Consider the following 21,731-nt stretch of genomic DNA (forward strand, 5'->3'; position numbering starts at 1 on the left):
GATCAGCCGGCCCGGGACGAGGTGACGGGCTCGGCGGCGGACCGATCCGCCGCGGGCGGTGTCGGCCGGTCGGCGGCCCGGCGGCGGCGGAACAGCAGGAGCATCAGCCAGCCGGCGACCAGGCCCCAGAACGCACCGCCCACACCGAGCAGGCTCACCCCGGAGGCGGTGACCACGAAGGTGACCACCGCCGCCTCGCGGGCGTCCGGCTCGGCGACGGCCGCCGAGACCGCGCCGGCCAGCGCGCCGAGCAGCGCGAGCCCGGCCACCGCCTCGACCAGGATCGGCGGGGAGAGCAGCACCAGGGCGGTCGCCACCCCGGCACCGAGACCGAGCAGCGCCATGCCGATCCCGGCGGTGACCGAGGCGATCCAGCGCCGCTCCGGGTCGGGATGGGCGTCGGGGCCGGCGGCCAGGGCGGCGGTGATTGCCGCCAGGTTCACCGCGTGCCCGCCGGCCGGCGCGCCGAGCGCGGTGGCGAGCCCGGTCACCCGGAGCGCGGAGCCCAGCGGGGCGCGGTAGCCGTAGCCGGCGAGGACAGCCGTCCCGGGCACATTCTGCGCGGCCATGGTGACCAGGAACAGCGGCAGCGCGAGGCCGACCACGGCGGGCACGGTCCAGGCCGGCGCGGTCAGCGCGACGGCCGGGGCGAGGTGCGGTCGGGCCGGCCCGGACGCGGTCAGCGCGATCGCCACGGCCGCCACGGCCAGCGCGCCCGGCACCGCCCAGCGGCGGGCGAAGCGGTGCAGCACCAGCCAGGTGAGCACCACCGGCCCGGCCAGCTCGGGCACCTCGACCAGGGCCCGCACGGGCGCGGTGCAGAGCGGCAGGAGCACCCCGGCGAGCATGGCGCTGGCGACCGGGGCGGGGATCGCGGCGACCGCCCGGCCGAGCGCCGGGACCAGTCCGGCGGCGGTGATCAGCAGGCCGGTGAGCAGGAACGCGCCGACCGCGGCCGGCCACCCGCCGGGCACCGGACCGGTGGCCACCAGGAGCGCCGCGCCCGGGGTGGACCAGGCGATCGCCAGGGGCAGCCGGTGCCGCAGGCCCAGCCAGACCGCGCAGGCGCCGGTGGCGAGGCAGAGCGCGAGCAGGCCGGAGGCGGCCTGCGCCTGGTCCGCGCCGACCGCCCGCAGCCCGGCCAGCACGACCGTGAAGGAGCTGGCGAACCCGACCAGCGCGGTCACCACACCGGCCAGCACCGGTTGGAGTCGACCGGCCACGTCATCCTCCCGACCGTCGGACCGTCCACCGTTCCGTTTACGGAACGACTCGATGTAGCACCATAGCCGCATGGCAGCAGCCCCACCAGCCCGGGACCCGGCACCCGAGACGGTCGGCCGCCGGGTCCGTGCCCTGCGCGAGGAGCGGGGCATGTCCCTCTCCACGCTGGCCCGGCTGGCCGGCGTCGGGAAGGCCACCCTCTCCGGCCTGGAGAACGGCACCCGCAACCCGACCCTGGAGACCCTGTACGCGATCACCGCGCAACTCGCCGTACCGCTCACCGCCGTCCTCTCCGAGCCCGCGGCGACCCCCACCGTCACCGGTGCGGCGGTCACCGCCACCCTGCTGGAGGTGTTCACCGACACCGACGCGACCTACGAGCTCTACCGGATGCGGGTCGCCCCCGGCCCGGGCCAACTCTCCCCCGCGCACCAGCCCGGGGTGACCGAACACATCACCGTCTTCGCCGGCATGCTGCGGGCCGGGCCGCTGGACGCCCCGCTGACCGCCGCGACAGGCGAACACCTGCGCTGGACCTCCGACGTCCCGCACAGCTACGCCGCAGTCGGCGACGAGGAGGTACAGGCGAGCCTGCTGCTGCGCTACCCTCGCCGATGACCACTGTGGACAATGCTGCCGACCGGTCACCGGGGAATCTTTCTCCGGCATACCCACCGGTAGCGTAGAGACGCCGGTGGGGTCTTCTTGGCAAGCTTGACCCCATGACGCTCATCCTCCGCTCGGCCATCCTCAACGACGTCGGCCTCGTCCGGACCAACAACGAGGACTCCGCCCTCGCTGGTGACCGCCTGCTGGCGGTCGCGGACGGCATGGGCGGACTGCCCGCCGGCGAGGTGGCCAGCGAGATCGTCATCCGGATCCTGGACGAGCTGACCCCGCCGACCGTCCCCGACGAGGCCGCCGACGCGTTGCGCGCCGTGGTCAGCACCGCCAACCAGCGCATCCGGGCCGCCATCACGGTGGACCCGGCCCGCGACGGCATGGGTACGACGCTGACCGCCGGCCTGCTCGCGGGCGACACCCTGGTCCTCGCCCAGGTCGGCGACTCCCGCTGCTATCTGCTGCGGGACACCGCGCTGGCCCAGCTCACCCGGGACGACACCTTCGTCCAGGCGCTGGTCGACCAGGGTGCGCTCTCCCCAGACCAGGCCCGGCACCACCCGCAGCGCTCCCTGGTCACCCGCGCCGTGCAGGGCTCGGACGCGCCGCCCGCCATCGGAATGCTCACCGTCGCACCCGGCGACCGGCTGCTGCTCTGCAGCGACGGCCTCTCCGACTACGTGGAGGACGCCGCGATCGCCTCGGCGCTGGCCACGTACGGCGACCGGCAGCAGTGCGGCGAACAGTTGGTGAAGCTCGCCCACCAGGCCGGCGCGCCGGACAACGTCACCGTCATCGTCTCCGACGTCACCGCGGTCTGACCCCGGCAATCGGGTTGCGCCGACCGCCGGGCCGGGTTGGGATGGACGAATGATCATCCGCCGGTTGACCGCCGAGGAACGTCTCACCCACAGCTTCCCGCTCCAGGCGTACGCGTTCGAGGCGTCGCCGATGGGGCCGGGCCGGGTCGAGCAGTTCCGGGAGTACCTGCCGTACAACGCGGGCAACCGGACGCTGGTCGTCGAGGAGGACGGCGGCACCATGGCCGCCGTCTCGGGGGTGCCGATGCGGCAGAACCTGCGCGGACGCGTCCTGCCGATGGCCGGCGTGGCCGGGGTGGCGACCCACCCGCTGGCCCGCCGGCGCGGCCACGTCCGGGCGCTGCTGCACCAACTCCTCGACGAGATGCGCGCCGAGGAGCACTCGCTGACCGCGCTCTACCCGTTCCGTGCCTCGTTCTACGAGCGTTTCGGATACGTCGGGCTGCCCGCCCGGCGTACCGCAGTCTTCTCCCCGGCCGACCTGGCCCCGCTACTCCGGGCCGAGCTGCCCGGCGAGGTGGTCTGGGAGCGGATCGGCGCCGGCTACCCGGCGTGGCGCGCGTTCACCGAGCGGTGCCTGCTGGAGCGGCACGGGTTCGCCGTCTTCCCCGACTTCCGCGCGGTCGGGCTGCGCGACCGGGACGACCGCTGGCTGCTCACCGTCGTCCGCGACGGCGAGACGGTCGGCGCGGTCACCTACCGCATCGACGACCACGGCGGCGAGCTGATCGCCGACGACCTGCTCGCCGGCGACCCGTACGCCCGGGCGTCGCTGCTCCAGTTCTTCGCCCGCCACGTCGACCAGGTGGACCGGGTCCGCGTCCACCTGCCCGCCGACGAGTTGCCCGAACTGTGGCTCACCGACCTGGCGGTACACGTCGAGGCGCGGGTGTCCCGGCCGGGGTCGCCGGCCCCGATGGCCCGGCTGCTGAGCCTGGACGCACTCGCCGGCCTGCCGGCCGGGACCGGCCGGGTCACCGTGGAGCTGGTCGGCGACCGCTGGCTGGCCGGCACGCACCTGCTTGACGGCGCCACCGGGCGGCTGGAGGTGCTGCCCGGGGACGCCGCCGCCGTCGGCACCGTCCCCACCGCGACGCTCACCGCCGCCGGGCTCAGCGCCCTGGCGTACGGCGTGCTCGACCCGGCCGAGGTCGCCATCCGGGGGCTCGGCGTGGTGCCGGTGGACGCGGCCACCGAGCTCCGCCGCATCTTCCCGCGCCAACTGCCGTACCTCTTCGCCGACTTCTGAGCTGGTTCTCGTCCCCCGCTCGGGCGTAGGGTGCTGCCCGTGCCGCAGTGGCTGGAAGCGGGTTTCTGGGGCCTGCTGGCCGGGTCCGCCCTCCTGATCGGGGCGGTCGCCGGATACTTCGCGCGGGTGCCCCGCCGGGTCATCGCCTCCGTCATGGCGTTCGGCGCGGGTGTGCTGCTCTCCGCCGTCTCGTTCGAGCTGATCGCCGATGCGCACGAGCGGGGCGGCCTGACCCCGACCGTGATCGGGGCGGTGGGCGGGGCGCTCGCGTACACCGGGGCGAACGTGCTGCTGGCCCGGCGCGGGGCCCAACACCGCAAGCGCTCCGGCGAGGAGCAGCCCTCCGAGCAGGAGCAGCCGGGCTCCGGTACGGCGATCGCGGTCGGCGCGCTGCTGGACGGCGTACCGGAGTCGGTGGTGATCGGCGCCAGCCTGCTCGCCGGCGGCCCGGTCAGCCTGGTCACGGTGATCGCGGTCTTCCTGAGCAACGTGCCGGAGGGCCTGTCCAGCGCCGCCGGCATGCGCCGGGCCGGCCGCACCCGGCGCTACGTCTTCCTGCTCTGGGCGGCGATCGCCCTGGTCAGCGGCGTGGCGGCGCTGGCCGGGTACGCGTTGCTCGGCGGTGCGCCGCCCGAGGTGCTGGCCGCCATCACGGCGCTGGCGGCGGGCGCCATCCTCGCGATGATCACCGACACCATGGTCCCCGAGGCGTTCGAGGACGCCCACCTGCTGGTCGGCCTGATCACCGTCCTCGGCTTCCTGGTCGCCTTCGCCCTCTCCCACACCTGACCCGCCCCCGCACCCCGCCCCCTGCGGCTTGAACTCCGGTGGTCAAGAGGTTTGGGTCGCCTGGAAGATCCACTCCGACGTGGGTTGGGGTGGGGTGGGTGGTCAGTAGGGGTTGGGGTGGCCGGGGAGGCGGGAGTGGAGCAGGGCGGCGGGGCGACCGGGGAGGGTGGGGACGGTCGACAGGGGCGGCGAGTGGGTGCCGGCGCGGTCTGCCATGCCGGTGAAGAGTTCCCGCAGCGCGGTGACCGAGTCGATTTGCGGGGCCCAGCCCAGCTCGGTCTCGGCGCGCTCGCTGGACATCAGCGGCACGTTCAACGCCAGGTCCACCCAGCCCGCGTCGACCGGTTGCAGCCGCGCCTGCCAGGTCAGCGCCGCCGCCGCCCGCAGCACCGGCGCGGCCACCGGCAGCGTCCAGCCGTGGAAGTGCCGGGCCACCAGTTCCGGGGTCAGCACCGGGTCCGCGGCCACGTTGAAGGCGCCGCGCGCGTCACCCAGGACCGCCTTCGCGTACGCGTCAGCCACGTCGTCGGCGTGCACCGCCTGGAGCCGAAGGCGGCGGTTCGTGGGTACGAGCGGGATGCGGCCGTACCGCAGCAGCCGCACCGGGGCCAGCGGGCCGAGAAAATAGCGGGTGATCTCGGTGCCGGCGTCCCGCTGAAAGGTCAGCCCAGGCCGCAGCCGGACCACCCGCAGCTCCGGGTGCTCCCGCTCGGCCTCATCAAGGAGCGCCTCCACCTCGGCCTTGTGCCGGCTGTATGACGACTCGGGCACCCCGGTCGCCGGCCAGCGCTCGCTGACCGGTTGGTCCTTCGGGCCGGCCGCGTACGTGCCGACGGACGAGGCGTACACCAGGGCGGGGACGTTGGCCCGGACGGCCGCGTCGATCACCGCCCGGCTGCCGCCGACGTTGGTCCGGTACAGGGTGCGCCGGTCGTGGCTGGGCTGGATCTGCCAGGCCAGGTGCACCACCGCCCGCGCCCCGGCGAAGATCGCGGCCAGCCGCTCGACCGCCCCCGGGTCGCCGACGTCGCAGGAGTGCCACGCCACCCGGTCGTACGGCTCCCCCGGGTCCAGCCCCGGCAGCCGGCGCGCCACGCCGACCAGTTCCGTCCCGGACTCCCGCCGCAACCGGCGCAGCAGCGCGGTCCCCACGTTGCCGGTGGCCCCCACGATCACGATGCGCATGTCGCCTGCCGTACCCGCTGCGGCGGGTCCCAACCGCGGACCGGTCAGGGCCGTGGCGCGTGCCGTACCCAGCTCCGCTCCTGCCGCCGGCGGCCCTGGGCGGCGGCCAGGCAGCGCGGGCAGACGTACCCCTCCGGGTCGGCATCGGTGAGCACGTCGGTGGACGAGTAGTCGAACGGCACGTGCGGGAAGCGACGCAGCCGGGTACGGCTCAGCGGCAGCCCGCAGACCGTCTGGTTCTGCCCGGGCAGCCAGGCGTGCACCTCACCACCGGGCCGGCGTACCCCGTCGGCCCCCGCCACCTCTCTCGACGCGGCCACCGCGGGCCTGCTGCTCAACCTCATGCCGCACCCGATTCCCCACGGGGCCGCTGCCATGCTCGGCAAGACCGGTGCGACGCCAGGTCGGCGATCCGGCGGTGAACCGCCGGCAGGACACCGCCACGTCGCCGATCCGCCGCCGTGCTCAGTCGCTGCCCACCAGGGCCCCGATCAGGCAGCCGAACGCCACGACGGAGGTGATCGTCCTCGCCAGGTTCCACCGCACCCACGGTGCCTCGAAGCGCCCGCGGACCTCCGCCGGGTCGTCGGCCGGGCCGGCCCGGTCGAGCTGGTCGTTCAGCGGCACGTTCCACCGCATGGTGATCACCAGCGTGGCGCCGTAGAGGACCAGGGCCGCGCCCGTCCAGGCCAGCACCGGCCCGTTCCTGAAGTGCAGCGCGACCGCCGCCACGAGCAGCACCATCGACCCGAGGAAGGCGGTGAGGAACCACCCGTTCAGGATCCGCCGGTTGATCCACCGCATGGTCTGTACGAAGCTCCGGTCGTCCGTCGCGGCCAGCCCCGGCATCACCGAGCACGAGTAGGCGAAGAACAACCCGGCCATCAGCCCGGTCAGCAGGGTCGCCGCGACCAGCACTCCCGTACGCACGATCGTCATGCCGGTAAGCCAAGCGGAGAACCGCGCCGCCGGCCACCCCTGATCGGCGGGGCGTCGGGTGCCGGACATCGATGGACGGCGGGAAGCCGGAATCCCGGCCCCGGCGGGTTCCGGTAGCCTGAGCGGGCGGGCCGCTAGCTCAATGGCAGAGCTGTGGACTTTTAATCCATAGGTTCAGGGTTCGAGTCCCTGGCGGCCCACTCTTCCGCAGCTCAGCGGCCCCTTGCGGGGCCGCTGTTGCGGTGAGTCGGGCCGGTACAGCAGCGAAGTACAGCAGTAGCCCTTACCGGTCCAGTGCGCTGCCGAGCCGCTTGAGGGCGTCGCGGGTGGCCGCCGAGGACACCACCGTGTAGATCTCCATGGTGATGGCGAACTGCGCGTGCCGGAGGATCTGCATCGCCACCCGGGGATGCACGTCCAGGTCGGCCAGGAGCGAGGCACAAGTACGCCGGGCGTCCCGCACGGTGATGCGCCGGACTCCGGCCGCGTCGCAACGCCGGTCCCAGAAGCGGTTGAAGTTACGCGGCTCGACCGGCCTGCCGTAGCGGGTGGTGAAGATCAGGTCCGAGGGCTGCCAGGCTGGGCCGGCGGCGTCGCGGGCGGCGGTCTGGGCGACGCGGCGGCGGTCGAGCGCGACGGCGCAGATGTCCGGCAGCGGTAGGGTGGCGTCCGAGGCGGCCGTCTTCGTCTCCCGGTGCAGCAGTTCGGCACCGACTCGCTGGAGCTGCCGGTCGATGGTCAACTCCCCCGCGTTGAGGTCGACGTCAGCCCAGGTGAGCCCCAGCATTCGCCCTTGCGCAGACCGAGCACCAGGACCAGGACGTAGGCGGCGTAGAGCGGGTCGTCGTCGGCGCGGGCCGACTCCAGAAAGCGCCGTGCCTCGTCGCTCGTCCACGCCTTCCGCTTGCGCTTCCGTACCGGCGGCAGCTTCACCAGGGACGCGACATTGCGGCTGATCAGCCCTTCGGTGATCGCCTGGGACAGCAGCGTCCGGAGCACCGTCCGGAGGTGAGTGACGCTGGTTGCCGAGGGCAGATCCTGGCAGCAGCGGCCGAGGGCACAGCAGCGCCGTTGGGCGGGCTTGCGCCGCTCGTCCTTGCCCTGGGCGCAGCACTGGCAGGTCCGCCCGACCTCGTTGATCCAGGTCTGCACGTCGCTGACCCGGAGCTTGTCGAGGCGTTTCCGGCCCAGCCCCGGCGCGAGGTAGAGCCGAACCACCACCTCGTAGGTGACGTAGCTGCCCGGAGCGAGGTTCGGCTTGACGAGCTCGCGCAGCCAGTAGTCGGCGTACTCCCCTACCGTCGGGGAGCGGGTCGCCACAGGGCCGGCCTTGGCCTGACCGTGCAGCTTGATCCACTTGTCGTGGACCTCCTCGCGGGTCTTGCCGTAGACCCACTTCCGTCCCCGCTTGCCGTCGGGCTTCTCGACCCAGACGTACGCGGCGAAGCCGTTCCGGTACGGGAAGATCGAGCCCTCGCCGTTGGCACGGGTGCGGGCGGGCATCAGGCTGCCTCCTGGCGTTCGACCTGCTCGCGGATGTAGTCGTCGACCCATTCGGGGAGGATACGGCGGTACTTGCCGTCCTTGATGGAGCGCAGCTCGCCGGTGGCGATCTTCATCTTGACCTTGGAGATGCCGAAGCCGAGCAGCACGGCGACTTCTACCGGCGAGTACCAGCGGGGGCGGAGGTCGTGGGTCATGCGGCGGCTCCGAGGAGCCAGGCTTCGTGGGCGAGTTCTTCCCGGCCGATGCGTCTGCTCTCGCGTCGCTGCCTCGCGGCGGTGTTGGCGAGCAGGGCGTCACCTTCGGTGAGCCAGCCGGCCCCGATGTACGTGAGGGTGCCGACGGTGATGGTGTCGGCGGGTTCGTCGTCCTCTTCCCGCCGGTAGGTGGCGCGGGTGTCGCGGAGCAGGCGGAAGGTGACGGAGTAGCGGCGGGCTTTGGTGAGGAAATGGCCGCCGAAGCCGAGCATGTGCGCCCAGCGACGCAAGCCGCCGTAGATGTTGGACTTGGCGTCAAGGCTGTCTTGACGGTCGTCGACGGTTGCGGCGCCGCTGGACATGTCGGTGTGGGTGGGGCGGCCGAGATGCCAGCAGGCGTCGATGAGGCGGGCGACGTGGTCGCCTTCGGGATCGGCGTAGTCGTCGACCGTGGCCGGGGTGAGCCGGGCGGACGAGTGACCCGTGGCTTCGGTGGCCTTGGTGGCGTACTTGGCGAGGTAGGCAGCCACCTTGCCGTCGGTCAGCTCACCGCCAGCGGTGTTGATGCGTCGGACGTCGACCTGCTCGCCCCAGGCGATCAGCCAGCCTTCGGGCTGGTCGGGGTGCGCGGGCGTGGTGACGGTGATCTGCCGGGCGGCGGCGTGGATCGCGTCTTCCAGGTCGTCGACGGTGATCCCGGCCGGCGGCGGCACGAGAGCGTCCGGGTCGTCCGGGTCGACGCCGTCGAGGCGCAGCAGGACGTGGAAGTGCACGGCGGCCCGGCGCTGCATTTCGGCGACCTTGCCGTGCGCTACCCGCACGGGCGGCACCCAGCGGACCTTGCCGGAGGCCGAGACGACCTGAACGAAGGGGATGCCGCGCTTGCGGCAGAGGGCGGCGAGGCGGCGGTCGGCGGCCTGCTTAGTGCGCCGCCACAGCTCGCCGGAGAAGTAGTTCCAGACGACCTGGTGGTCGTGGTCGTAGCAGTCCAGGCACAACGGCCGCCCAAGCCGCGGATCGTCGGCGTCGTGGCGGGCGAAGCACGCCGCGGGCCGCCCGTGCGGGCAGGTGCCGGCGTTGCTGCGGGCGCGGCAGGGGGCGGGGCGGCAGTCGCAGCGCTGCCGGTTGCGGCAGGTGTGGCGGGGGACGTGCCGGTGGTGGACCGGGCCGAAGGACGGTGCGGTGAAGGTAGCGAAGACGACCGGGTGCCGGCCGACCGAGGCGGGGACGCCCTTGCCACCGGTCAGGCCGCGACAAACGACTTGGCAGGCGTCGCCCCGGTAGACCCAGGCGCAGTCCGGGCACACCGATTCGCGGCGGTTGCCGCACGCCTTGTAAAGCGCGCGGTCGGGCCGCGCGTCGGTGTGCAGCTTGCCGGTGATGCGGCCGGTGTTCCGGTCGACGGCGGCGATGGTGCCGGTGAGGCGGATCGGGCGAGCACAGCCGCCAGCGGGGCGAGTGTGCTCCAGCCAGCCGGAAAACTCCGGAGAGGCGGCGCGATGCAGGACCTGGGCGTCACGGCCGACGGCGAGACCGGGCCGGTAGATGGTGAGCGGGGTGGTGGACACGACTGTCTCCTCAACAGGGGGTGGCAGGGACGGGAGACGAAGCACCACCAGCCCTGGACGCCTGTCCGCTGGTGGTGTTCGTCGTGTCTACTGGCACCGCCGAGAGGGCGGCCGACGCCGGAGGGCGGAATCGTGGTCTTGCCACTTCCCGCCGATGGGTCATGTCCTTTCACGCGCTCGTGAACTCGGTGATGAGGCCCGGCACGGGTGGGGAGCCTGGGATATCGGCATCCGGCGGGTTGCCGCAGGCTGCCCCCACCCATGAAGGTGTGCGAATCCGGGCCATCTTGGACGGCAGGTGAGGCCGTGCTGGGCCGCTCAGCGGATTCGGGGAACCGGCATGGCGGCCGGTGCGATTGAGAGCCGGCGGGACGTGGCCCGCATCAGCGGCAGGAAGGCCGCTCGGCGTCTCCGGCGTCGAGTCCAGCGATCCGGCAGGAAGGCCGCGCTGGTGTCCTCGACGACGGCCAGAGTAGCACCGGGTACCGACACGTCAACCCGCCGTGACTCCGCTTCACTGATTGGCGAGCCCGCTCTACTTCCGGGTCTGAGTGTCAGCAGACGCACTCGAAGGACAAGCCGCTACTCGCTGGGGTCGCGATCCAGGCTGCCCGGACAGGAGCATGCCGTTGCGTCTCCGCCCAGGTATCCGCCAGCGCTGCGGCGCGTAGCGGCCCGGTGGGAGGGAACCTGAACCCCGTGTCATGGACGTCGAGACAGTCAAGGCCGATCAGATCGGGCTCATCGTCGAAGGCCATCTCGAGGTCGAGCTGCCATAGTTCGGGCTGCCAGTAGGGATCGTCATGGTCACCGACATCAGCGATGGCCAACTGTCGGGTGAAGGTCAGAATCAGGCGGTTGTCACTCCAGGACCGTCGGCCCCACTGGATGATGAAGCCATCAGCATCGGAGTTCGGAGTCGAGTCGATGCCGTCGATGTCCAGTTGCAGGAACTCAGCGAACCCGCCCCATGCCGCCTCGACATCGGTCACAGAGTCCTGCTCGACGCCGTGCCGCCGCAGGATCTGCGCGAACACGTCAGCGCTGGTCCGCCAAGGGATGTGCATGTGACCAGCATGCCCTGACGGAGCAGCCCGGCTTCCGGCCCGGCTGCCGGCTGCCGGCCGGTGTGGGAGGACTTTCTGTACGTCTATCAAGTGCGGCCCTTGACGGGCCGCACGCGCCGCCGCCTGGGCGCGCGCCGGCCGCTGCCGCTGTCGCTCTGCGGCCGTCACGCCTGACGCCCGGCGGCTGGCGCGGAGAGCGGGGAGCCCGGGGCCGCCGCAGACGGTAGCGCCGAGAGCGGTTGAGGTTCGTGGGCCGGCAGCCGGCCGCGCCGCGCCCGAGCGACGCGGCGCAGGGAAGGGCACGCTGGTTCCGCGCGGCGGGTCGCGCCGGTCGCCGGGTCGCGGTCAGTGCGCCTCCGGCGGGGGCGCAACGACTCCAGGATGGCCGGGGCTGCGTCCGCGCGTTGCGGTTCGTGGATGGTTGCGCAGGGCCATCCCGCCAGCCGACGACCCGGGCGAGCCGAGCAGACCACCGCCCGGCCCGCCAGCGTCCGTACGAGCCGTCAAGGTCCGCTTGACGTGGCGGACCGGGCGGCGGCCCGCTCCCCGGGCGGGCGGGTCGGCGGCACACGGGATGGTAACAGCGCGCAGTCTGTGGCGTGCCCGATACATGCCCGCGCGTTAGTGACATTGGGTGGTGTTAGTTGGGCTGATTTTGGGGTTTTGAGCGCAGAGCGGGCTTACAAGCTGTACGGTCAGTAATGGACCGTCCTTAACCGTATGGGGTAAATGGTGGCATTTCTCTGGTGGAACAGCAGTGTCCGCGATATCGGGCCGGCAGTCTCCGGCATCGGTGAGTTGAAGTTTCTCATTGAGAACGCCTTGCGGGACGATTTAGGGTTCCGCGATGTCGCCTCCAGCCCCCTCGATGTCGCTGGCAACAAGGATGGCGTCAGGGTTTCTATCGCCCATTTCCAGAAAACGCCCAGCAGTTTTTGGGAGCTTGTCATCGCCGCCGGGGACACCGAGCAGACGAAAGCAACGAACGAGGCCGTCGTTGAGAGGTTGAAGAAAATTAAGGTGCTTTAGATGTTCCTCTCCGTGCTGATGCAGGCGCGGGAGGTGAGTATCAGACGCCGCAAGCGACGGGCCAGCACGGGCGGGGGTGCCGGCTCCGGCCACGACGACGGTCAGGCCGGAGCCGGCACATGCCGTCGGAGGCGGTAGAACGGACGCTCCGCCGACCTCCGCCGGCCAGTACGAGCGCAGGCTTCGGCGGCTCTCCCACCGGCGTGGGCACTCCAGAAGGCAGAACCTGGGCCACTAACCGAGTGACGACCGGCAAGCACCCCGGCGGATAACTACGGACACCCGTGGACCCTCTCCGCACCTCATCGCCCTTGTCGATGCTGGTCGAGCCAACCCGGAAGTTCGTTCGGGACGAAGAGGTCGGTGGTCGTGCTTCGACCAGGGCGTGACTCAGACGAGTGCTGAGGCAGGCAACCCCGCGTCCTCTGCCTCAGGCCGGACGCGCACCCAGCCAAGCCCGGCGTCAACGAGCGCTTGTGCTAGCCGCTGCACGAGGAACTGCGCCTGCTGTCCGTCGGTGTCGATTTCTACGTCCAGGTGCCACCGTCCATCGCCCGTGCCGGCACCCGTGACGCTGCCCTCGTCACCAAGGGTCTGCTCCAAGAGTTCTTCGACGTCGTCTCGATCGACCGCGTCGGGTAGGTGCTGATCTCCGATGATTTCGACGAACATGCAAGGGACGATAGCCGGCACCATGCCGCCGCCGTCCGACAACATCCGTGCCCGCTGCGTGCCCGGCAGGCCGGTCAGTAGGGGTCAACAGCGGCGTTTCCGTGTGGTCTCCGTCGCCGGGCCAACGGAAAGCCAGCCTGATCACCAGCACAGATGGAGCCGGCTGCCTCCGAATCAAGGCACCTTCCAAACTGACCGTGCGAGGATGAGTGGCCATGAGCCCCGACGCCTGGAGCTTGCTCGACGGCAGAGCTGAGCGAGCAAAGCGCTCGTGGCCCGCGATCAAGTCGGCACTGCCTGTGGGTGCACGAGTCCGCGTGCGGGTGCTCGCGGCGATGACGTTCGGCGTCTTCGTCGAGATCGACGGCCAGCCGGATGCGCTTGGCCTGCTGGAGATAACCGCGCTCCCGCGCGGCAGCGAGCTTCCAACTGTTGGCGTCTACTTCGATGCGGTCGTGGCCGACCATGCCGCTCACAACTGGCAAGTGAGACTACGGCCAGCCGAAGTCGAAGCCGGCGGCTGAGTGACTAGCTGGGTGACGATCGGGGTGTACTGGACCGGACGTCCGTGGACGACGACGGACACGAGCGCCAGCGTATGGCGGAGGTCGGCCCAGGTAGAGACGCCCTGGTTGTTGACTGGGGGTCAAGTGCTCCGGCCGGCGCTGGCTACGTCGGCTGGCAGGTATCGACCGGGTACCGCGGCCCGGAGGTAGCGTCTAGTCCGTTGCGCCGTCGGTGACGTGGACGTGATCAAGGCTGGGGGAGAACTCGGCAACATGGCCGGGCTTGCCGTGGTGTGGCTTGCTTGGCCGGAACCGACCCCGTGCCAAGGCCCAGTCGTAGCAGCCCTCCCCGAGTGGATATTCGCTAAGGATGCCGGTGAGGCGGTGCCGAGCCACCCAGGCAAGGCCGTCCTCCCGGGAAGCGAAGACGCCAGACGCGAAGTGCGCCCCATCGCCATGGAAGACCCACACCGTCGGGGACGATTGGGCACTCCGGCTGTCGTTCACCGCCGCAGTATGCCAGCCGCCGGAGTGAGGCAGCCAGGAGGCAGCGAAAGCAACAACAACAACCGGTAGCCGACGACACGGGACAGCACAGCGGCCATGCTTGACACCACAGAGCAGCGTCCGACAGCACCCAACGGTGGAGCGCATCCGTGTTCACACAGAAGAGGTCACTCGACGAAGGTGCCATCCGGCTTCATGATCTCGTCGCACACCAGCGGCACGAACGCCGACCAGCCCCCGTCATCCACGGCCACCGACATGCGGACACGCCCATCGCCATCATCAAGGGCGTAGCTGACTGCGCTGTACTGCTTGCCATCCTCGCCGACGACCTGGCGTACGTCCTTGTCGTCGAGCATCGCGCGCCACTCGCCAGAGCCGACGCGTCGCCATTCAGCAAGACGTGCATCGGCAAGCCGCGCTGCTAGCTCCTTGTTCAGTCCCACGCGCTCAGCCTCTCACCCGGGACGACGGCCGCCCTCGATCGCGTGCCCGATCCGTGCCCGACGCAGGGGCCAACAGGAGCCATCGCCGCCAATCGTGCCGGCCATAACCGAACGCTCCGTGTTCCTCTACCGGGCGATGCGGCTACCCAACGTGTAGATCAATCCGATTCCGAAGCTGATGGTTAGGGTGGCGCCGGCCCGATCTATGGGCCCTCTGGCCGAAAGCCCCCGGCTAGAGCGGCCTCGCGCAGTTCTTTACGCCGCCCGCCGGCGACGAGGACCTCCGTGATGACCAGGCTGGCACAGATAACCGCCAGCAGGCCGAGCGCCACTACCGCCGAAAGCTGGCCAGCGGCAGGGATGAGCGCCACCAGCAGCGCTACGGTAATCAATCGCGGCCAGATGACCCGTCCGAGCAGGCGCGTGATCCGTAGTTGGAAGCCGGCGTGGGAGAGCAGGAACAGGGCTGCTCCACCGTAGAGGGCGTGGAGCCCCAGGCTCTCCAGTCGCGCGGTCGAATGGTGTAGTTCGTTGTCTTTGATGATCGTCACCACGTGGTGCAGTCCGAGGGCGAGCAGCATGATGCCGGCGATCATCGGCAGGTGCAGATAGCTGTAGGCGTCGCGGGCGTAGGCGACCCGGCGCTGGACGGTGTTCTGGCTTAGCGTCCGCTCGGCGGCGATCGCGACGACGTCGAAATAGGTCCAGCCCAATGCGGCGGCGGTGACGATGGCGAAGACGAGGGCCGCGATGAGCGATCCAGTCATCGGCACGCCGCTGCTAGTCAGGCCAACCGCTATGAGCGACTCGCCAAGGGCGACGAGCACGATGAGGCCGTGCCGCTCCGCCCAGTGTCGGGCCGAGATGATGTGCAACCCCCACGACCGCAGCAGCAGGGCGCGGCCATAGTCGATGATGATGGCGAGCATCCAGAGCCCGGTCTGGCTCGCCTTGACCAGCCAGGGGTCGTGGAACAGTCGCTGCGGCACGACGGCGGCGGAGAACAGAAGAACGGAGGCGACAAACAATGGCGCGGCGACCAGCAGGACGATGCGCGGCCTCGTGTCTGGAATGGCGTACCAACGCAGTGCCAGATGCACCAGCCGAACGACCACGAAGCACGCGACGAACACCACCGGGCCGGAGATAGCCGCGCCCGGGAGGCCGGTGAATGCCTGCCGGACTGCCACCGCCATTGCAAGGGTTACCGCCGTCACAAACAGCAGCGCGATCCGGATCAGCCCGACCCGGGCTTGGAGGCTGTTGCCCAGCCAGGCATAGATGGACCACGTCGACCAGAGCAGGGCCAGCGCAAGCATCCCGTTCAGCACGCCGTGACTGGTGAAGTCGTCTTCCATCAACGCAACGACCTGGATGAACCCGAGGACGAACACCAGGTCGAAGAAGAGCTCCACGCTGGTTACGCCGACGCCCTCGCGTAGCGGTCGAATGCCGCGCGGCGCTCGCGCTGACTTGCCATCGGACGCCCCGTCGTCCTCACTCACCACACGACAGAGTGTGGCAGCCGGCCACACCGAAGATGCCCGAATCACTGATCGCGGTCGACCTCGTCGCCGACGGCCCCCCGCCGGACAGCGCGGGTCGCCCTGGGTCGCCGGCGGAGAGCTGCCGACAGCAACCCTGACAGCAACCACGCCGGACGGCAGCACACTGACGAGCCCTGGCATGGACGAAACTCCGAGCGTGCAGCCGGTCCCCGACGTGTGCGGACGCGATGCACAGAGCTTGTACACGAGGCGCCCGGACTCGGCGTATTGCCCGGGCCTACCTGGGCAGGGGGTTGGTGACGTACACACCCTTGCCTTGCCGGCCGTCGATCAGGCCCTCAGCTTTGAGCAGGAGCATGGCAGCGCGGATGACGGTGTTGCTGACCTCGTAGTGCTCGCAGAGGGCAGCGAACGAGGGCAACTTGTCGCCCGGCTTTAACTGTCCGGAGCTGATCTGCTCACGGATATCTCGGGCGACCTGCAGGTAGGCAGCTTCAGACATAGGTGGTGCTCCCAGCTTGGCGGCTGGTGCAAGCAGACCACATCACGGGCTCGACTTACAACGCTATGTGTCGTAGCTGTTGACCCTGCGCACATTGCGTCCTAAGTTGCTCGTGGGACTACCCAGCTTGGCGGCCGGGTGTCCTGCCGTGGGTGCCCTGTCTCCGGGCACGGGTGACGGGGTGCCCACGGACCCCAGGCGTCGGCGGGAGGCGCGGTGACCAGACCGAACGATGCGAGTGCTTCGACCGCAGGTGCCGGCTGCGCTGCCCGGGATGCCGGCCATTGGCGGCAGGGGTCGGAGAACAAAGGGCGCGCGTCCTACGACGAGTACGTCCTGGCGGTAGCGCTCACCCTCGCACGGCGGCACCGGCCGGTCTGGTCCTGGCGGAAGTGGCGGCGGATCTGCCGCTGCGGTGCCGAGCTGCCATGTCGCGCCCGGCACCGGATTCCGATCAATCGTGGCCACTGGCCAGGAGAGGAGGCGCAGTGAAAGGCGACCAGGAGCACGCGATCCTGGCCGTACACGTTCGCGGGCTCGATGGCATGTGCGCCGGCTGTCGTGCCTGGTGGTCGCGGCTGACGCCGTACCCGTGCTGGCAGGTGGAATGGGCAACCAGCCGGCAGGCCCGGACGATCACCGCTCGCTTCCTGGAGGGTGTGCGGTGACCACCCACGGCCCGGTCATGCCGACCTGGAGCTGCGGAGGCTGCGACCTGCCCTGGCCCTGCCCGACCCGTAAGCGGGAGCTACGGGCGGAGTACGCCGATGCTCCGGTGTCGCTGGCCCTCTACCTCGGCTCCTATCTCGTCCAAGCCACCGAGGACATGCCGTGGACGCCAGCCGGCGTGCTGCACCGCCGCTTTCTCGGCTGGACCAGGGAGGCCGCTCGGCCGACGCCAGCAGTACAGCAGTGATGTACAGCAACCGTGCCAGCCGAACCCGGCCGAGAAGCACTTCAGCAGCCCAGATGACCTCGCGCAACACTCCAGCCGACCGGCTCGCCGGCAATCCATAGGTTCAGGGTTCGAGTCCCTGGCGGCCCACTTTTCATCGCCGGTGAGCTGCAACGACGCCGGAAGAAGATCATCGGGCACAACCGCGGCACAAACTAGCGCTGATCTTGGCGGCGAGTGTCGCAACTGCTGGACGACGTGCCGAGCCGGGTTCGCGGGAAGATCGCCACCGTAGCCAGCGTCATTGACCGAATGGGGCAAACGCCGGCCCACCTTCTCCAGTGGGCCGGCGTCAAAGCCTGCGGCGGAGGTGTTGTCAGCAGTAGGTGTAGCTGCCGCGGCTGCCCCAGGAGCAGCTGTCGATCGCCGTGCCGGCGGAGTTGCGCAGGTAGGCGGCGTCGCCGGTGTTGTTCCACACGTACCAGGACAAGCCCCAGTAGCGGTTGCTGCTGGTGTTGGTGCCCTTGCCGGTGTGGATGACCACGCTGTAGCCGGCCTTCAGGTTGAAGTCGCTGCTGAACTTGTAGACGTGGTTGGACTTGTCGCGCAGGGTCCAGTTCTTGAGGTTGATGGTGGAGCTGCGCTTGTTGGTCAGCCGCACGTACTCCGCGTTCAGGCTGGTGTTCGACCCGTTGTCGCTGCCCGGCGAGTTGTAGTAGACCTTCGTGATCATCACGGCCGGGGTGGCCGCTTGCGCCGGGGCGGCGACGGCCAGCGACCCGCCGACGGCGATCGCGAGCGCCGAGACGAACCCAATCAGCGTCTTCTTCAAGTGGTCCCCCTTGGTTGGACATGGACGCCGGCGTGAACCCGTCGCCGGCCAGATGCCTCGACGGCATCACATGCGCGCAGAGCGTAACGGCGGCGAACGGTAGCCTGCGTTCCGCAGCAACTGACCGGTCCTGCGACACGCAAGCGGCCCCTGACCTGCAAGGACACGGTCTCGTATAGGCGGTAGGGCGTGTCACTAGGCGGTTGTGTTTCCGCAGGTCAGCGCGGGTGGCCGTGTCACTAGGCCAGGAACTCAAAGCAGTCGAGATGTGGGGTGCAAACCGGGAGGTAACGACCCATCCGGCGTGTCGTTGTCTTGATGGTCGATGCCGTGTCGCTATGGTCTGCGCGCCCGGACGGTGTCGCGTACCGCCCCGAGCCGGCCGCAAGCCAGACGGCGGCAGGCCGCTGACCTGCAGAAACGTCTGGCCCTAGTGACACGCCTACTTGCGCTGCCCGAACGCGTTTGTCCTGGTCAATCCGAAGATTCGTAGCCTAGGGCCATACGCCGGCTGCGGAACTCCGGGGTAGTTTCCCTCCGGAAAGTAGCTGTCAGGGAAACGATGTCTACTTAGGCGTCTGGGAAAAGCCATCCGGCTCGATCTGCGGCAAGTTGTCGGAGCCGCCGGTGGGCAAGAGGCTGAACCGGGTGCTCCGCGCGCCGGCCCTGGCCGGTACGGTCCGCTACTGCTGGGGGACTTTCGTCTGCGACCGCAGGCCACCCCTCTCCGCTCTGGCCAGGTGGAGAGAGGTGGCCCCATGGAGGGCGCTCGCGAAGGAGGGGCTGCTCAGCCTGAGACGCGGAGCACCTGGATGTTTTCCGCGTCCCGTTCCGAGAACCACGCCTCGAGTTCGGCGCCGTCGAGCGACCGGGTGCCGTGCTCGTCCACCACGACCGGGCCGACCACGGTCCCCTTGGCGCCCTCAAGTTGGCAGCCGAACATCCGTGCGCCGGTCAGGACTGCGGGCATCGTGCCGCCCCCGAGGATGCACCACCGCAGGCTCGCGAACTCGAGGTTGGCTCCGCGCAGATCGGTCTTGTACAGCTTGGCCGAGTTGAGAATCGCGTGGCTGAGGTCGGCACCCGCCAGGACGGCTTCGTCGAGCTCCGCCGCGAACAGCCTCGCACCGCGAAAGCGGGCGTTCGGGGCTGAGCAACCAACCAGTTCCGCCTTGGCCAGGTCGGCGAAGCTCAGGTCGGCGTCCGCAAGCTCTGCGTTGTTCAGGTTTGCGCCGCCGAGATTGGCGTCCTCGAATCGGACGCCGGTCAGGCAGGAACTGACCAGGTAGGCATCCGTCAGGTCGATGGTGCTGAGGTCCGCGCCGCGGAAATCGAGAAAATCGCCCGACAGGTACGACGTGGGGTCCGAGGCAACGGCGGTGAACCATTCCTCGAGCGCCTCCCTGGCCTCGGGACTGTCGGGCCAACGGGTCACGTCAGCGCTGCTCTGCTTGTACCTGCTCATTCGAGGAACACCACCTTGCCGTCCAAGTCCGTGTTACCGGCGACCCGCCTCTTGAGGTCGGCCAGGGAGCTCGGAGACAGGTTCTTGCTGTCGATGATGACATGCTGTCCGCCGTCCACCTCGTCGGCGAGCTTCTGCTCGAACTCGTCGCCGTCGTAGCGTCCCTTCGTGCCCTCGGGCATCGGTTGGCCGGCCTGCCGGCCGGCTGGGAAGGTGTCGACCGGGCTCTTGACGTCCCAGTTGTTTCCGTTGCCGTCGATGAACTCGCCCTGATCCTTCTGGAATGCAGGATCGGTGTTGTCGAGTTCGGCGCGGCGAATCGGGCCAGGGATCTTGCCCTGCGCCTCGGCCTCGAGCCCGACCTCCGCCTCTCGGCGCGACTTGGCGCTGATCTTTCCGTTGTGGGCCGGGTCGGCGGCGAGCTCCTGCACCCGGCGGTCGTACTCAGGAGTGCCGGGTTTCGGGGTCTGGTATCCGTCGTCGCTGCCCGAGGGTTTGCCCTGCGAGCCGCCCTGGTCGCCGCCCGGGCGGCCCTGGCGTGCCTCCTCGGCGACGGTCTCCTGCGCTCGGCTGACGTTCTCGGGGACGTCGGTACTGCGGCGTCGCCCTGATGGGGTACCGGCGCCATCGCCCTCACCGTCGCCGGGTGGGCGGGACGAGTTCGGGCCGTCGCCGTTTCCGCCGCCGTGGGGGGTTTTGGGTTTCGCCATCGTCGGGCCCTCAGCCGTCCAGCAGCTTGGAGAGGTTGGTCAGGCTGGTGATCAGGGACATGACGTAGGTCAGGATGCGCCCGGCCCACTTGACCACGGCTGCCGCGATCTGTGCGGCGATCACCGGGATCGTGACCACGAAGATCGCCTCGACCGCCCACACGATCACGCGGGCCACCAGGTCGGCGATGAGGTCACGCACGATGTCGCGGGTGAACATCACCAGGTTCCCGGCGGCCTGGGTGGCGGCGGCCATCGCGGCGGAGATCCCGCCGAGCCCGTTGATCGCCTCCACGTTGTGTTCCATGAGGCCGTGGTAGGCGTCCGCGGCCCGCCCTTGCCAGTGCGGCGTGTCCCCCTCGACGAAGGACTTGAGGTCGGCAGCCATGCTCTGCAGCGCGGCGGCCATGTTGTCCCAGGTGGCCGCGTGCGAGGTCACCACGTCGGGCATGCCGGTGAGCTCGTCGAGGATTTGCCGCAGCGGCTCGAAGTATTCCATCGCCCAGCCCAGCCCGTTGGCCAGCAGCGCGCTGAACGGGTCCATCACGCTCGCGGCGGCTTCGATCCCGAACGCCGCGCCCGCGATCAGGTCGTCGACCCAGCCCTCGCTGTGGATGGCGTCGACCAGCCCCTGGAAGCTGTCGGCCAGGGCCGCCCCGGTCCAGGGCTTGCGGGTCGAGACGACGTCGGCGACCAGTGACGTGTCGGTCATCGCGCCGCCCCCGCCAGCCCCCCACCCGCTTTACGGATCGTGGTGTCGGCGTCGGTGTCGGCGTTGTCGTAGTTGTCGGCGGTCTTCCGCAGCCCGGCGGCCACCAACGACAGGTTCTCCTCGACGTACGCGATCAACTCGTCCTGCCGCCTGTGCCGGCCCTCCAGGATCGCCGGCAGCCAACTGCAGAGCAGTCCGTACGCCTCGTCGCTCTGCGCGATGTGCGCGCTGGCGGTCTTGATCGCGTCGAAACGCCCGCGCAGCGTGTCGACATTGCGGGCGTGCGCGCGGATCTGCTCGGCGTCGACCGCGAAACCGTCGGCCATCGGGCTCACCACCCGGAGTGCCGGTCGTCGGGGCTGTCCGCGGCGGGATCGGAGTCCCGTAGCTGCTGCCCGACGCGCTCGGCGATCGCTCGCGCCGCTGCCGACTCGGTGCCCACCGTGTCGGCGATGATTTCCTGCGAGCGGTCGGCCAACTGCCGTTTCGCCTCGCGGATCGTGTCCATGATCGTCCTGGCCACGACCTCGGGGGCGACCCGCTGAATCCGTGGACCCAGCCGCAGGTCGACCAACGCCCCCACAGAGTCGACCGTGACCTCGCACAGGCCGTTGCCGTCGGCAACCGTCACCCGCAGCTCCTGGAGCCGGTCACTCATCGCCTTGGTGTCGGCCGCCAACCGGTCGATCCGGCCCTTCCACGCCGCCAGCCGATCCATCGCGCCGTCCGGATCCAGCAAGCCCCCCGCGCTCGGAACGCCGGCCCCCATGTGTCCCCCGGTTGC

At 70.2% G+C, this 21,731-nt stretch carries 26 protein-coding genes, 1 tRNA gene and 1 pseudogene; 9 read left to right on the forward strand and 19 right to left on the reverse strand.

Annotated features, from left to right (window positions below):
* Nucleotides 1–2 precede the first annotated feature (2 nt).
* Nucleotides 3–1,223: a benzoate/H(+) symporter BenE family transporter gene (locus A6A27_RS09550; protein ID WP_073834186.1), complete on the reverse strand. Its 1,221-nt coding sequence runs from the start codon at nucleotides 1,221–1,223 to the stop codon at nucleotides 3–5.
* A gap of 70 nt (nucleotides 1,224–1,293) precedes the next feature.
* Here A6A27_RS09550 and A6A27_RS09555 point away from each other — a divergent pair, with 70 nt between their 5' ends.
* The 4 genes from A6A27_RS09555 (at nucleotide 1,294) to A6A27_RS09570 (ending at nucleotide 4,704) form a co-directional block, all read left to right on the forward strand.
* Nucleotides 1,294–1,842, forward strand: coding sequence for a helix-turn-helix domain-containing protein (locus A6A27_RS09555; protein WP_073834187.1), 549 nt, complete (start codon nucleotides 1,294–1,296; stop codon nucleotides 1,840–1,842).
* 104 nt (nucleotides 1,843–1,946) lie between these two features.
* Complete coding sequence (locus A6A27_RS09560) at nucleotides 1,947–2,666, forward strand: PP2C family protein-serine/threonine phosphatase (RefSeq protein WP_073834188.1); 720 nt, start codon at nucleotides 1,947–1,949, stop codon at nucleotides 2,664–2,666.
* Nucleotides 2,667–2,715: 49 nt separating this feature from the next.
* Complete coding sequence (locus A6A27_RS09565; protein WP_073834189.1) at nucleotides 2,716–3,915, forward strand: GNAT family N-acetyltransferase; 1,200 nt, start codon at nucleotides 2,716–2,718, stop codon at nucleotides 3,913–3,915.
* Between the two features lie 39 nt (nucleotides 3,916–3,954).
* Nucleotides 3,955–4,704: a ZIP family metal transporter gene (locus A6A27_RS09570; RefSeq protein WP_073834233.1), complete on the forward strand. Its 750-nt coding sequence runs from the start codon at nucleotides 3,955–3,957 to the stop codon at nucleotides 4,702–4,704.
* Nucleotides 4,705–4,806: 102 nt separating this feature from the next.
* Here A6A27_RS09570 and A6A27_RS09575 read toward each other — a convergent pair whose 3' ends face one another.
* The 3 genes from A6A27_RS09575 to A6A27_RS09585 all read right to left on the reverse strand — a co-directional run bounded on the left by A6A27_RS09575 (nucleotide 4,807) and on the right by A6A27_RS09585 (nucleotide 6,828).
* Nucleotides 4,807–5,889: an NAD-dependent epimerase/dehydratase family protein gene (locus A6A27_RS09575; protein ID WP_073834190.1), complete on the reverse strand. Its 1,083-nt coding sequence runs from the start codon at nucleotides 5,887–5,889 to the stop codon at nucleotides 4,807–4,809.
* A 44-nt stretch (nucleotides 5,890–5,933) separates the two neighbouring features.
* Nucleotides 5,934–6,209 carry a hypothetical protein gene (locus A6A27_RS09580; protein ID WP_241825188.1) on the reverse strand — a complete coding sequence of 92 codons (276 nt, stop codon included), beginning with the start codon at nucleotides 6,207–6,209 and terminating at the stop codon, nucleotides 5,934–5,936.
* Between the two features lie 145 nt (nucleotides 6,210–6,354).
* Nucleotides 6,355–6,828 carry an anthrone oxygenase family protein gene (locus A6A27_RS09585; protein ID WP_073834192.1) on the reverse strand — a complete coding sequence of 158 codons (474 nt, stop codon included), beginning with the start codon at nucleotides 6,826–6,828 and terminating at the stop codon, nucleotides 6,355–6,357.
* A gap of 128 nt (nucleotides 6,829–6,956) precedes the next feature.
* Here A6A27_RS09585 and A6A27_RS09590 point away from each other — a divergent pair.
* Nucleotides 6,957–7,028, forward strand: a tRNA-Lys gene (locus A6A27_RS09590).
* Nucleotides 7,029–7,111: 83 nt separating this feature from the next.
* On the opposite strand, the pseudogene A6A27_RS09595 reads toward A6A27_RS09590, so the two are convergent.
* The 4 genes and pseudogenes from A6A27_RS09595 to A6A27_RS09610 form a co-directional block, all read right to left on the reverse strand.
* A pseudogene (locus A6A27_RS09595) lies at nucleotides 7,112–8,331 on the reverse strand (tyrosine-type recombinase/integrase).
* Nucleotides 8,331–8,528, reverse strand: a complete 198-nt coding sequence (locus A6A27_RS09600) for an excisionase family DNA-binding protein (protein ID WP_073834193.1) — start codon at nucleotides 8,526–8,528, stop codon at nucleotides 8,331–8,333. The pseudogene A6A27_RS09595 and the gene A6A27_RS09600 overlap by 1 nt, the downstream one beginning before the upstream one ends.
* Nucleotides 8,525–10,096: a replication initiator gene (locus A6A27_RS09605; protein WP_073834194.1), complete on the reverse strand. Its 1,572-nt coding sequence runs from the start codon at nucleotides 10,094–10,096 to the stop codon at nucleotides 8,525–8,527. The genes A6A27_RS09600 and A6A27_RS09605 overlap by 4 nt, the downstream gene beginning before the upstream one ends.
* Before the next feature lie 554 nt (nucleotides 10,097–10,650).
* Entirely contained in the window at nucleotides 10,651–11,163 is a 513-nt protein-coding gene (locus A6A27_RS09610; protein WP_073834195.1) for a hypothetical protein, read from the reverse strand.
* A 729-nt stretch (nucleotides 11,164–11,892) separates the two neighbouring features.
* Here A6A27_RS09610 and A6A27_RS09615 point away from each other — a divergent pair.
* Nucleotides 11,893–12,192, forward strand: coding sequence for a hypothetical protein (locus A6A27_RS09615; RefSeq protein ID WP_073834196.1), 300 nt, complete (start codon nucleotides 11,893–11,895; stop codon nucleotides 12,190–12,192).
* Between the two features lie 390 nt (nucleotides 12,193–12,582).
* Here the strand turns inward: A6A27_RS09615 and A6A27_RS09620 are convergent, their stop codons facing one another.
* Nucleotides 12,583–12,864, reverse strand: coding sequence for a hypothetical protein (locus A6A27_RS09620; RefSeq protein WP_073834234.1), 282 nt, complete (start codon nucleotides 12,862–12,864; stop codon nucleotides 12,583–12,585).
* 215 nt (nucleotides 12,865–13,079) lie between these two features.
* Between A6A27_RS09620 and A6A27_RS45810 the strand changes: the two genes are divergently transcribed.
* On the forward strand, nucleotides 13,080–13,388 hold the full coding sequence (locus A6A27_RS45810) for a hypothetical protein (protein ID WP_241825189.1): 309 nt from the start codon (nucleotides 13,080–13,082) through the stop codon (nucleotides 13,386–13,388).
* A gap of 195 nt (nucleotides 13,389–13,583) precedes the next feature.
* On the opposite strand, the gene A6A27_RS47415 is transcribed toward A6A27_RS45810, so the two are convergent.
* The 4 genes from A6A27_RS47415 to A6A27_RS09645 all read right to left on the reverse strand — a co-directional run bounded on the left by A6A27_RS47415 (nucleotide 13,584) and on the right by A6A27_RS09645 (nucleotide 16,333).
* Nucleotides 13,584–14,024, reverse strand: coding sequence for a DUF7710 domain-containing protein (locus A6A27_RS47415; RefSeq protein WP_443189957.1), 441 nt, complete (start codon nucleotides 14,022–14,024; stop codon nucleotides 13,584–13,586).
* A gap of 20 nt (nucleotides 14,025–14,044) precedes the next feature.
* A complete protein-coding gene (locus tag A6A27_RS09635; protein WP_073834198.1) occupies nucleotides 14,045–14,323 on the reverse strand; it encodes a hypothetical protein in 279 nt (92 codons plus the stop codon).
* A gap of 203 nt (nucleotides 14,324–14,526) precedes the next feature.
* Nucleotides 14,527–15,828 carry a low temperature requirement protein A gene (locus tag A6A27_RS09640; RefSeq protein ID WP_158073975.1) on the reverse strand — a complete coding sequence of 434 codons (1,302 nt, stop codon included), beginning with the start codon at nucleotides 15,826–15,828 and terminating at the stop codon, nucleotides 14,527–14,529.
* 280 nt (nucleotides 15,829–16,108) lie between these two features.
* Nucleotides 16,109–16,333 (reverse strand): winged helix-turn-helix domain-containing protein, encoded by a 225-nt coding sequence (locus tag A6A27_RS09645; RefSeq protein ID WP_073834199.1) that lies wholly within the window; start codon nucleotides 16,331–16,333, stop codon nucleotides 16,109–16,111.
* 284 nt (nucleotides 16,334–16,617) lie between these two features.
* On the opposite strand from A6A27_RS09645, the gene A6A27_RS47115 reads away from it, so the two are divergent.
* Nucleotides 16,618–17,001 (forward strand): hypothetical protein, encoded by a 384-nt coding sequence (locus A6A27_RS47115; RefSeq protein WP_338013280.1) that lies wholly within the window; start codon nucleotides 16,618–16,620, stop codon nucleotides 16,999–17,001.
* Entirely contained in the window at nucleotides 16,998–17,249 is a 252-nt protein-coding gene (locus tag A6A27_RS09655) for a hypothetical protein (RefSeq protein ID WP_073834201.1), read from the forward strand. The genes A6A27_RS47115 and A6A27_RS09655 overlap by 4 nt, the downstream gene beginning before the upstream one ends.
* A gap of 355 nt (nucleotides 17,250–17,604) precedes the next feature.
* Here the strand turns inward: A6A27_RS09655 and A6A27_RS09660 are convergent, their stop codons facing one another.
* The 6 genes from A6A27_RS09660 to A6A27_RS43085 form a co-directional block, all read right to left on the reverse strand.
* The gene (locus A6A27_RS09660; protein ID WP_241825190.1) at nucleotides 17,605–18,060 is read right to left on the reverse strand and encodes a lamin tail domain-containing protein; all 456 of its coding nucleotides are present in this window, start codon (nucleotides 18,058–18,060) and stop codon (nucleotides 17,605–17,607) included.
* A gap of 787 nt (nucleotides 18,061–18,847) precedes the next feature.
* Entirely contained in the window at nucleotides 18,848–19,525 is a 678-nt protein-coding gene (locus A6A27_RS09665; RefSeq protein WP_073834202.1) for a pentapeptide repeat-containing protein, read from the reverse strand.
* Nucleotides 19,522–19,956 carry a hypothetical protein gene (locus tag A6A27_RS43075; protein WP_143193956.1) on the reverse strand — a complete coding sequence of 145 codons (435 nt, stop codon included), beginning with the start codon at nucleotides 19,954–19,956 and terminating at the stop codon, nucleotides 19,522–19,524. The genes A6A27_RS09665 and A6A27_RS43075 overlap by 4 nt, the downstream gene beginning before the upstream one ends.
* Before the next feature lie 289 nt (nucleotides 19,957–20,245).
* Nucleotides 20,246–20,947, reverse strand: a complete 702-nt coding sequence (locus A6A27_RS09675) for a WXG100 family type VII secretion target (protein WP_073834204.1) — start codon at nucleotides 20,945–20,947, stop codon at nucleotides 20,246–20,248.
* Nucleotides 20,944–21,273: a type VII secretion target gene (locus tag A6A27_RS43080; RefSeq protein WP_073834238.1), complete on the reverse strand. Its 330-nt coding sequence runs from the start codon at nucleotides 21,271–21,273 to the stop codon at nucleotides 20,944–20,946. The genes A6A27_RS09675 and A6A27_RS43080 overlap by 4 nt, the downstream gene beginning before the upstream one ends.
* Before the next feature lie 5 nt (nucleotides 21,274–21,278).
* Nucleotides 21,279–21,665 carry a YbaB/EbfC family nucleoid-associated protein gene (locus A6A27_RS43085; protein WP_241825191.1) on the reverse strand — a complete coding sequence of 129 codons (387 nt, stop codon included), beginning with the start codon at nucleotides 21,663–21,665 and terminating at the stop codon, nucleotides 21,279–21,281.
* Nucleotides 21,666–21,731 lie beyond the last annotated feature (66 nt).

This window comes from Micromonospora sp. CB01531 (genome assembly GCF_001905095.1).
Classification (GTDB): Bacteria; Actinomycetota; Actinomycetes; order Mycobacteriales; family Micromonosporaceae; genus Micromonospora.

What these genes read in the sequence shown, in the direction of transcription:
- A6A27_RS09555 (WP_073834187.1), top strand. Translation starts at nt 1,294, where the DNA reads ATGGCAGCAGCCCCACCAGCCCGGGACCCGGCACCCGAGACGGTCGGC.
- A6A27_RS09585 (WP_073834192.1), bottom strand. Translation starts at nt 6,828, where the DNA reads ATGACGATCGTGCGTACGGGAGTGCTGGTCGCGGCGACCCTGCTGACC.
- A6A27_RS09610 (WP_073834195.1), bottom strand. Translation starts at nt 11,163, where the DNA reads ATGCACATCCCTTGGCGGACCAGCGCTGACGTGTTCGCGCAGATCCTG.
- A6A27_RS09665 (WP_073834202.1), bottom strand. Translation starts at nt 19,525, where the DNA reads ATGAGCAGGTACAAGCAGAGCAGCGCTGACGTGACCCGTTGGCCCGAC.
- A6A27_RS43080 (WP_073834238.1), bottom strand. Translation starts at nt 21,273, where the DNA reads ATGGCCGACGGTTTCGCGGTCGACGCCGAGCAGATCCGCGCGCACGCC.
- A6A27_RS45810 (WP_241825189.1), top strand. Translation starts at nt 13,080, where the DNA reads ATGAGCCCCGACGCCTGGAGCTTGCTCGACGGCAGAGCTGAGCGAGCA.
- A6A27_RS09600 (WP_073834193.1), bottom strand. Translation starts at nt 8,528, where the DNA reads ATGACCCACGACCTCCGCCCCCGCTGGTACTCGCCGGTAGAAGTCGCC.
- A6A27_RS09575 (WP_073834190.1), bottom strand. Translation starts at nt 5,889, where the DNA reads ATGCGCATCGTGATCGTGGGGGCCACCGGCAACGTGGGGACCGCGCTG.
- A6A27_RS09620 (WP_073834234.1), bottom strand. Translation starts at nt 12,864, where the DNA reads ATGTTCGTCGAAATCATCGGAGATCAGCACCTACCCGACGCGGTCGAT.
- A6A27_RS09560 (WP_073834188.1), top strand. Translation starts at nt 1,947, where the DNA reads ATGACGCTCATCCTCCGCTCGGCCATCCTCAACGACGTCGGCCTCGTC.
- A6A27_RS09565 (WP_073834189.1), top strand. Translation starts at nt 2,716, where the DNA reads ATGATCATCCGCCGGTTGACCGCCGAGGAACGTCTCACCCACAGCTTC.
- A6A27_RS47415 (WP_443189957.1), bottom strand. Translation starts at nt 14,024, where the DNA reads ATGCGCTCCACCGTTGGGTGCTGTCGGACGCTGCTCTGTGGTGTCAAG.
- A6A27_RS09675 (WP_073834204.1), bottom strand. Translation starts at nt 20,947, where the DNA reads ATGACCGACACGTCACTGGTCGCCGACGTCGTCTCGACCCGCAAGCCC.
- A6A27_RS09645 (WP_073834199.1), bottom strand. Translation starts at nt 16,333, where the DNA reads ATGTCTGAAGCTGCCTACCTGCAGGTCGCCCGAGATATCCGTGAGCAG.
- A6A27_RS43085 (WP_241825191.1), bottom strand. Translation starts at nt 21,665, where the DNA reads ATGGATCGGCTGGCGGCGTGGAAGGGCCGGATCGACCGGTTGGCGGCC.
- A6A27_RS09615 (WP_073834196.1), top strand. Translation starts at nt 11,893, where the DNA reads ATGGTGGCATTTCTCTGGTGGAACAGCAGTGTCCGCGATATCGGGCCG.